The organism is Gelidibacter sp., assembly GCF_035577925.1.
In the GTDB taxonomy this organism is placed as follows: domain Bacteria; phylum Bacteroidota; class Bacteroidia; order Flavobacteriales; family Flavobacteriaceae; genus Gelidibacter.
In genome coordinates, this window is record NZ_DATJCY010000168.1 from 1 (window position 1) to 8,540 (window position 8,540).

General features: G+C 37.7%; 7 protein-coding genes. 4 read left to right on the forward strand and 3 right to left on the reverse strand.

All coding sequences use genetic code 11. The annotated features are described in order from the left end of the window. Positions 1-94: 94 nt before the first annotated feature. Positions 95-1,333: a peptidase T gene (gene pepT / locus VNJ50_RS05940; RefSeq protein WP_325579969.1), complete on the forward strand. Its 1,239-nt coding sequence runs from the start codon at positions 95-97 to the stop codon at positions 1,331-1,333. A gap of 86 nt (positions 1,334-1,419) precedes the next feature. Here pepT and yajC read toward each other — a convergent pair whose 3' ends face one another. The 3 genes from yajC to nusB all read right to left on the reverse strand — a co-directional run bounded on the left by yajC (position 1,420) and on the right by nusB (position 3,264). Beyond that, positions 1,420-1,716 carry a preprotein translocase subunit YajC gene (gene yajC, locus VNJ50_RS05945; RefSeq protein ID WP_325579971.1) on the reverse strand — a complete coding sequence of 99 codons (297 nt, stop codon included), beginning with the start codon at positions 1,714-1,716 and terminating at the stop codon, positions 1,420-1,422. A gap of 20 nt (positions 1,717-1,736) precedes the next feature. After that, positions 1,737-2,282 (reverse strand): DUF1573 domain-containing protein, encoded by a 546-nt coding sequence (locus tag VNJ50_RS05950; protein WP_325579972.1) that lies wholly within the window; start codon positions 2,280-2,282, stop codon positions 1,737-1,739. Positions 2,283-2,352: 70 nt separating this feature from the next. Then, the gene (nusB, locus tag VNJ50_RS05955; protein WP_325579973.1) at positions 2,353-3,264 is read right to left on the reverse strand and encodes a transcription antitermination factor NusB; all 912 of its coding nucleotides are present in this window, start codon (positions 3,262-3,264) and stop codon (positions 2,353-2,355) included. A 474-nt stretch (positions 3,265-3,738) separates the two neighbouring features. Between nusB and VNJ50_RS05960 the strand changes: the two genes are divergently transcribed. The 3 genes from VNJ50_RS05960 to VNJ50_RS05970 form a co-directional block, all read left to right on the forward strand. Next, positions 3,739-5,493 (forward strand): ABC transporter ATP-binding protein, encoded by a 1,755-nt coding sequence (locus VNJ50_RS05960; protein WP_325579975.1) that lies wholly within the window; start codon positions 3,739-3,741, stop codon positions 5,491-5,493. A gap of 182 nt (positions 5,494-5,675) precedes the next feature. Continuing rightward, positions 5,676-6,065, forward strand: a complete 390-nt coding sequence (locus tag VNJ50_RS05965; RefSeq protein ID WP_325579977.1) for a PUR family DNA/RNA-binding protein — start codon at positions 5,676-5,678, stop codon at positions 6,063-6,065. Positions 6,066-6,167: 102 nt separating this feature from the next. Continuing rightward, positions 6,168-8,540: M14 family metallopeptidase (locus VNJ50_RS05970; protein WP_325579979.1), on the forward strand; the 2,373-nt coding region annotated here is incomplete at its 3' end.

Here is an 8,540-nt window from a genome sequence, read left to right on the forward strand (position 1 = left end):
AAGAACCTATCGCAAGCTTTTAAAATTGATGGCGGACACATAGGAATTATTTTGAATAAGCCGTATTTTGCACCCTAAATGAAAACGAAAAGACATGATTGAAAAACAGCACATTATTGATAGATTTGTAAGTTATATAACAGTCGATACCCAATCTGACCCTGATTCTGAAACAACACCTAGTACAGCAAAACAATGGGATCTGGCCAACGCACTGGTCAAAGAACTTAAAGAAATTGGCATGCAAGACGTCACCATTGACGAAAATGCCTATATCATGGCCACGTTGCCAAGTAATATTGACCATGACGTACCCGTAATTGGTTTTATAGCACATTTTGACACCTCGCCAGATTATACAGGAACAAACGTCAAACCTCAAATCATTGAAAATTATGATGGCAAGGATATTATCTTAAATGCCGAAGAAGACATTGTTTTATCCCCCGATTTGTTTGACGATTTATTACAATACAAAGGGCAAACACTCATTACTACCGATGGAACCACACTTTTGGGAGCCGACGATAAAGCCGGAATTACCGAAATTATTTCTGCAATGGAATACCTGATCCAACATCCTGAAATCAAACATGGGACAATCCGTGTTGGATTTACGCCCGATGAAGAAATTGGACGTGGCGCACACAAGTTTGATGTTGAGAAGTTCGGTGCCGAATGGGCATACACCATGGATGGCAGCCAGATAGGCGAATTGGAATATGAAAATTTTAATGCCGCGGGAGCAACCGTAAAAATAAAAGGCAAAATCGTTCACCCGGGTTACGCCAAAGGCAAAATGGTCAACTCCATGTATATTGCCACAGAGTTTATCAACTCTTTGCCATTATTGGAAACCCCAGAGCACACCGAAGGCTACCAAGGTTTTTTCCATTTGTCGAGCATTGAAGGGCTGGTTGAAGAAACGGTTTTAAAATACATTATCAGGGATCATGATATCCACCATTTTGAAGCTCGCAAAAAAGCCATGCTGCAAGTGGCCTTCGATTTGAATTCGCAATACGAACGCGAAGTGGCTACAATTGAAATCAAGGATCAATATTTTAACATGAAGGAAAAAATTGAACCGGTAAAGCACATTGTTGATATTGCCGAAAAAGCCATGTTGGAACTAAATATCAAACCCATCATCAAACCGATTAGAGGCGGAACGGATGGTTCACAATTGAGCTTTATGGGATTACCATGCCCTAACATCTTTGCCGGCGGACATAATTTTCATGGCCGTTATGAATATGTACCTGTTGAAAGCATGATTAAAGCCACTGAAGTAATCTGTAAAATTGCCGAATTAGTTGCCCAAAAAAATTAGGAAATAAATGATCATCATTCCGAAAGCAATTAAAAAAGGGACATTCGTTATTGAATGTCCCTTTTTTAATTTTATAAGCCAACGGTTTATTTTGTTGTCGTTGCAGTATCAGTATTAAGTTTCTTGCTCATTTCCATTGAAATGGCAGAACGATCAAATTTGATTTTGCCTGACATGGTTTCAATAACACAGCTGCTATCTTTATCATTTAGCTCAGCAATTCTACCATGCATTCCGCTTTTGGTAATGACTTTATCACCTTTCTTTAATTCATTTACAAATTTTTTCTCCTGTTTAGCACGTTTCATTTGTGGTGCAATCATAAAGAAATACACTACAGCAAACATGGCTAAAATGGGTAAAAACGAACCGATTCCTTCCATTAATTAGATATTATTTATTATTAATCGTGATTATGGCCTTCGTGACCAGGTTGTGTACTATATTTTCTGGCTGGCTGTTGCATGATAGACTGGGTTCCGGATTGAGCCTGTTGCATAACACCTTCACCGCCATCAATAGTAGCTTTAATCCTTACAGTTTCAGATCCATTTTCAGTATTGGTCGTCAAGGTAATTGACTTGGTAACAACGCCATTTCCTCTTCCATCAAACTTCACGGTCATTTCACCTGTTTCCCCAGGAGCCACTTGCTTAGTCCAATCTGAAGGGACCGTACAACCACAAGTACTTTGAATATTACTTACCACCAATGGTGAAGTTCCTGTATTGGTATATTTAAAAACAGTTTCTACTGGCGTACCATTTTTTAGTGCTCCAAAATCATGCTCTACTTCCTCAAAGGAAATAACCGCAAAACTACCAGCATTGGCATCTCTTTCTGCAGCTTCAGCAACATTTTCTGATTTGATCTTTGCAGTAGCATCTTCTTTACAAGACATGAATGCTACTAATGAAAGTGCGCAAAAACTTAATATTATTTTTTTCATGGTTTTACTTTTTGATTTAAACGTTCGGTTAAAAATAAATTTGAGGTTGTAAAAATAAGAATATTTTCTGTTACAACAACCCTCGTCCTACTTTATTTAGCTCGCCTTTTTCGGTGTATTCCTTAACTATTTTATCCAAAATACCATTAATAAAAAAGCTGCTTTTTGGTGTTGAGTATTCCTTGGCAATATCAATATACTCGTTAATAGTTACTTTTACTGGGATGGACGGGAATTTCTGAAATTCGCAAAGTGCCATTTGAAGCAGGATCGCATCCAAATTAGCAATACGCTCTGCATCCCAATTTTGGGTCTTGCCGGCAATCTCTTGGTTAAATTTCGTTTTGCTCAATAAGGTTTTCTGGAACAAATCGGTAGCAAACTGCCTATCGTCATCATCCTTGAATAATTTTGGCGTGAAATAAGTCGATTTATTTTCTTTTTTAACGTTGCGCAACAGCTTTAAAATACCTGTATTAACAACTGGCAAATCATCCAACCACGTCAATTTCTTGTCCTCAATATAACTGTATAGCTTTTCGTTTGGTGCAATGATTTCGGTAAAAACGTTGACAATAAACTCCTTGTCCTCTTTAAAATCAGAAATTCTATTGGACATATACCTCTTGTACATCTCACTTTCAAGAATATTTTTAAATATGATATCGACGTACTCAAAATCAAGATACCAATCATCGATTTTACGATTTTCAATATCGTTTTGAAGGGCGCGATCTTCTTTTAAAATCTGAAGAACTTGGTTATCAATAAATTTTCGGTTGGGATCTTTTTCTTCTTGGGTGGCTAAAATTTTTCGTTGCGCCTTATCCTGATAATCTTCAGCTCGTTTTTGAACTTCAATCAAAAGCGACAACAGCAACAAGTGCAAATCGTACATATTTTCAAGACTGTGAAGTAAAAATGTCTTATCCTTTTTAAAGTCATCGCCTTCACCACCACCAAAGGCATAAAGGGTTTGCATGACTTTTATACGAATATGTCTTCTATTTAGCATTTACAAGAACTAATTAAATTAAGCGAAAAGCCTTTTGGCTCTTTTCGGCTGCAAAAATAGTATTTATTTAGAAATACTAAAACAAAACATAGAGGATATCTTTGGCTCAAAAGAAATTTTTTCTTCTTTTCAGTCTCCAAAACACTGTTTCTTTTTACTTGATCCAATAAAAAAACAACTAACTGGAAATGTGAAAACGGAATTTTGAATACCAATTATTCCTTATAAACCAGTATCTTTGTGGCTTCAAAAAACCACGCTTCATAGCCTTATAAAAAGAATTTCGTCTTAAAAAACAGAATTTTATTTTACAACTCTATTTGGTGTGATGTGGGTGAAATAAGCAGATATTTATAATAAATCAAACCCTAAATCAATAATGGACAATCAGCAAAAACAATGTTCGTTTAAATACTAAAACTCAAGTGTCCATACAATTACATGAAAGAATTACAGCACGTCAATAAATATTTTTACAAGTATCGCTATAAATTACTGGCCGGGATTTTAATCACGATTGTAGCTCGTATATTCCTTCTTTTTACGCCGGAGTTGGTTGGAAACTCTGTGGATGTTATTGATAATTACCGTAAAGGGATCACTACAGATGTTGCCGTTGTAAAAAGTGAATTGCTCCTCAATATTTTCTACATTATTGGAGCTGCAATCATTGGTGGCGTTTTTACGTTTTTGATGCGGCAAACCATTATTTATGTATCGCGCCAAATAGAATTTGATTTAAAAAACGAAGTTTACCAACAATACCAAAGGCTGTCGCTCGATTTTTATAAATCTAACCGTACGGGCGATTTAATGAGCCGAATTAGTGAAGATGTTGGTAAAGTTAGGGAATACGCCGGACCGGCAATTATGTACAGCATTAATACCGTTACGCTTTTTATTATTGCTTTGATTTTAATGTTCAATTCGGCACCAACTTTAACCTTATACACCATTATTCCGTTGCCAATACTGTCTTACTTTATTTATATATTAAGCAAGTCCATCCACAAACGCAGTACGGTCGTGCAACAATGGCTCGCCAAACTTTCAACCAGCACACAAGAAACATTTAGCGGGATTAGCGTCATCAAATCGTATGGCATTGAAGAGGCAACGATTGCCAACTTTGATGCACTTTCTGTTGAAAGCCGACAAAAAAACATCGATTTGACCAAAGTCCAAGCGTTATTCTATCCGTTGATGATCCTTTTAATTGGACTGAGCAATATTATCGTCATCTATATCGGTGGAAAACAATATATTGACGGAGAAATTGAAAGTATCGGCGTGATTGCAAAATTTATTATTTACGTCAATCTTTTAACCTGGCCAGTGGCTACTGTCGGCTGGGTAACCTCCATCATCCAACAAGCCGAGGCGTCACAAAAACGGATCAACGAGTTTTTAAAACAAGAGCCTACCATAAAAAACAACAATCCAGAACCTTCTGTTATTGAAGGCGATATCGAATTCAACAACGTTTCGTTTACCTATCCCGACACCAATATCCAAGCACTTAACAATGTCAGTTTTAAAATCAACAAAGGTGAAACCATGGCAATAATTGGCAAAACGGGCTCAGGGAAATCGACCATATTAGATCTTATTGGCCGTTTGTATGATGTCACTTCGGGCGAAATAAAAATTGATGGCACTCCTATCGAAAATCTTAATCTGACGAGTTTAAGAAACCATATGGGTTATGTACCTCAAGATGCGTTTTTGTTTTCTGACACCATCAAAAACAACATCATGTTTGGTAAGGAAGATGCCACGGAGGCCGAAGTTATAGCAGCCGCCAAAAATGCCGATGTCCATAAAAATATCAAAGAGTTTTCTAAAGGATATGACACCATTCTGGGCGAGCGCGGGATTACTTTATCGGGCGGACAAAAGCAACGTATTTCTATTGCCCGAGCAATTATCAAAGCACCTCAAATTTTATTGTTTGACGATTGCCTATCGGCCGTAGATACCGAAACCGAGGAAAAAATCCTAAACAACCTCAAAACCATTACCAAGGACAAAACTACCATTATTGTAAGCCATAGAATTTCATCCGTTAAAGGCGCCGACAAAATCATTGTTCTTGATGACGGCAAAATCATTCAAACGGGCAATCATAACACCTTATATGATGTGGATGGGTATTACAAAGAACTTTATATAAAACAGCTTTCAGAAAACCAATAACCTAAGTTTTCATTCCAGTTAAAACTCTAATACATTTGTTTTCAAACATAGACCTTATGTTTTGAGCTAATCATAATTGGTTCTTTTGGCAATAGTTAAAAGAAACTTCACAAATTGTTGGTTACTATTATTTTTTTTTAGATTTTTGGTACGTTAACCGTTACTAATTAAAACAAAAATATATGAGTGATCACGGAATGATGGAGAAAGAAGAAATATTCTCTAAAGTATTACGCGCAGGAAGAAGGACGTATTTCTTTGACGTTAGAGCTACTAAAGCAGGAGATTATTATCTTACTATCACAGAAAGTAAAAAATTCACGAATGACGATGGTTCTTTTCACTACAAAAAGCACAAAATTTACCTTTACAAAGAAGATTTTAGTGAATTTAATGAGATTTTGAAAGAAATGATTGATTACGTCATCGATGTCAAAGGAGACGAAGTCATCAGTGAGCGTCATCAAAAAGATTTCAAAAAAGAAGAATATGATGCTGCCGATGAGGACTTGGATTCGGAAACTGTAAAATCTGCCGAAAGTTTTACCGATATCAACTTTGAAGACATATAAATCATCAGAAGATAATTTATTAACAAAACCGTTACCTTTAAGTAGCGGTTTTTTTTATATTTATGGCTTAACTAAACATTTTTTGAAACTACCTTAACATTTATGAGACTTTTTAACACTTTATTCCTTTTAATGTCCTGTTTTGTTTTTGGGCAAAACCAAACCGACCTCAGCTATTATCTACCGCAAAACACCACGTACAACAAAGCGATTCCCACACCAAAATCGGTTATAGGCCATGATGTTGGTGAGTGGCACATTACACACGACAAGTTGGTGGAATACATGAAAGCCTTGGCGCAAAGTTCTGACCGGATTACTATTGAAAATCGAGGAACGACTTACGAAGGCCGACCATTAATTCTCCTTACGATTACATCGCCAAAAAACCATCAAAATATTGATGCCATCCGCGAACAACATATTGCAGCCACCGAAAGCAATGCATCGGTCAACACCAGTACAATGCCCATTGTGGTCAACCAAGGGTTTTCTATCCATGGCAATGAACCTAGCGGATCTAACGCTGCCCTCTTGGTAGCTTATTATCTTGCTGCTGCAGAAAGTGACGCCGTTAAAAATATGCTGGACCAAACCATTATTCTTTTCGATCCGTCATTTAATCCGGACGGTTTACAGCGTTTTGCATTTTGGGCCAATTCCAATAAAAGCAAAAACCTAAATCCCGATCCTAACGACCGCGAATACAATGAAGTATGGCCAAGAGGCAGAACCAACCATTATTGGTTTGACATGAACCGCGATTGGCTGCCGGTGCAATTGCCAGAATCCAGAGCACGAATAGAAACCTTCCATAAATGGTTGCCAAATATCCTGACCGATCATCATGAAATGGGCACCAATTCCTCCTTCTTTTTCCAACCGGGAATTCCAAGCAGAACCCACCCACTTACACCGCAATTAAATCAAGATTTGACTAAAAAAATTGGCGATTACCACGCCAAGGCATTTGACAAAATTGGTTCGTTCTATTATACCGAAGAGAGTTTTGATGATTTCTATTACGGCAAAGGTTCCACATTCCCTGATATTAACGGAAGTATCGGAATTCTGTTTGAACAAGCCAGTTCCAGGGGACATATCCAAGAAAGCACAAATGGCCTTTTAACTTTTCCATTTACTATCCGCAATCAATTTACCGCCGCATTATCAACTTTGGATGCCGGTTACAATATGCGTGAAGAACTCCTAAAATACCAACACGATTTTTTCAAAGAAGCCCGTAACGAAGCTGCAAAGGAAAAGGGAAAAAACATTGTTTTTGGCGACTCTAAAGATGCTGCCAAAACCTTCGAACTGGCACAAATATTAAAAAGACACCAGATCGAATTGTACGAACTTAAAGATGATGCCACGATTGACGGCAAACAATTTAAAAAAGGTTACAGTTTTGTGGTACCTAAAAACCAGAAAAACACTAGGCTTATTAATGGCATGTTCGAAAAACGTACCAGCTTTAAAGACAGTTTGTTTTACGACGTTTCGGCATGGACCTTACCATTGGCATTCAACTTGGATTATGCTGAAGGCGTAGCATCCTCACATCTGGGCGAGCAAGTTAAAGACCTAAAAATGAAGCCCGGCCAAGTGTCCTCAAAAAGCGATTATGCCTATGTCATGGAATGGCACGAATACTATACGCCAAAGGCATTGAATCTCATTTTGAGCAGTGATTTGCGTGCTAAAGTGGCCATGAGACAATTTAGTGCCAATGGCAAAAAATACGATTACGGCACCATCATGATTCCGGTTCAAAACCAATCAAAAAATAGTGACGAAATTTTTCAACTTTTAAACAAAGCTGCCCAAGAAAGCCATGTGCAAATTGATGCCGTTTCTACCGGATTGACCGAAGGTGTGAATTTAGGAAGTGATCACTTTAGGCCATTAACCCTACCTAAAATTGCCGTACTTGTTGGCAATGGCATCAATTCATCCGATGCTGGTGAAATTTGGCATCTTTTGGACCAAAGATATGATATGGTTATGACCAAATTAGATACCGACAATTTAGGCCGTGCCGATTTAAGCAGATACAATACCATTATTGTTCCCAACGGAAGTCTCAACAAAAACGACACCGAAAAACTGATGACCTGGGTTGAAGATGGCGGAACGCTTATCGGTTTCAAAAATGCACTGCGCTGGATGAACACTAACAAACTGATGAAACTCGATTTTAAAACCTCAGAGCGCATTGCCAAAAACATTTCTTTTGAACAACGCAATGACTATAACGGTGCGCAAGTTATTGGCGGCGCTATTTTTGAAGCCAAACTGGACCGTTCGCACCCTATCAACTTTGGCTATAAAAATGACAAACTCCCATTGTTCAGAAACTCTACGTTATTTGTAAAACCAGATAAACAAAGCTACAACAACCCCATTCAATACACCAAAAACCCATTGCTGAGCGGCTATATCTCAAAACCAAACTTAGATAGTTTGGCCCTT

Coding starts and splice junctions, on each gene's coding strand:
- nusB (WP_325579973.1), bottom strand. CDS start 3,264: ATGCAAACCCTTTATGCCTTTGGTGGTGGTGAAGGCGATGACTTTAAA.
- yajC (WP_325579971.1), bottom strand. CDS start 1,716: ATGGAAGGAATCGGTTCGTTTTTACCCATTTTAGCCATGTTTGCTGTA.
- pepT (WP_325579969.1), top strand. CDS start 95: ATGATTGAAAAACAGCACATTATTGATAGATTTGTAAGTTATATAACA.
- VNJ50_RS05960 (WP_325579975.1), top strand. CDS start 3,739: ATGAAAGAATTACAGCACGTCAATAAATATTTTTACAAGTATCGCTAT.
- VNJ50_RS05950 (WP_325579972.1), bottom strand. CDS start 2,282: ATGAAAAAAATAATATTAAGTTTTTGCGCACTTTCATTAGTAGCATTC.
- VNJ50_RS05965 (WP_325579977.1), top strand. CDS start 5,676: ATGAGTGATCACGGAATGATGGAGAAAGAAGAAATATTCTCTAAAGTA.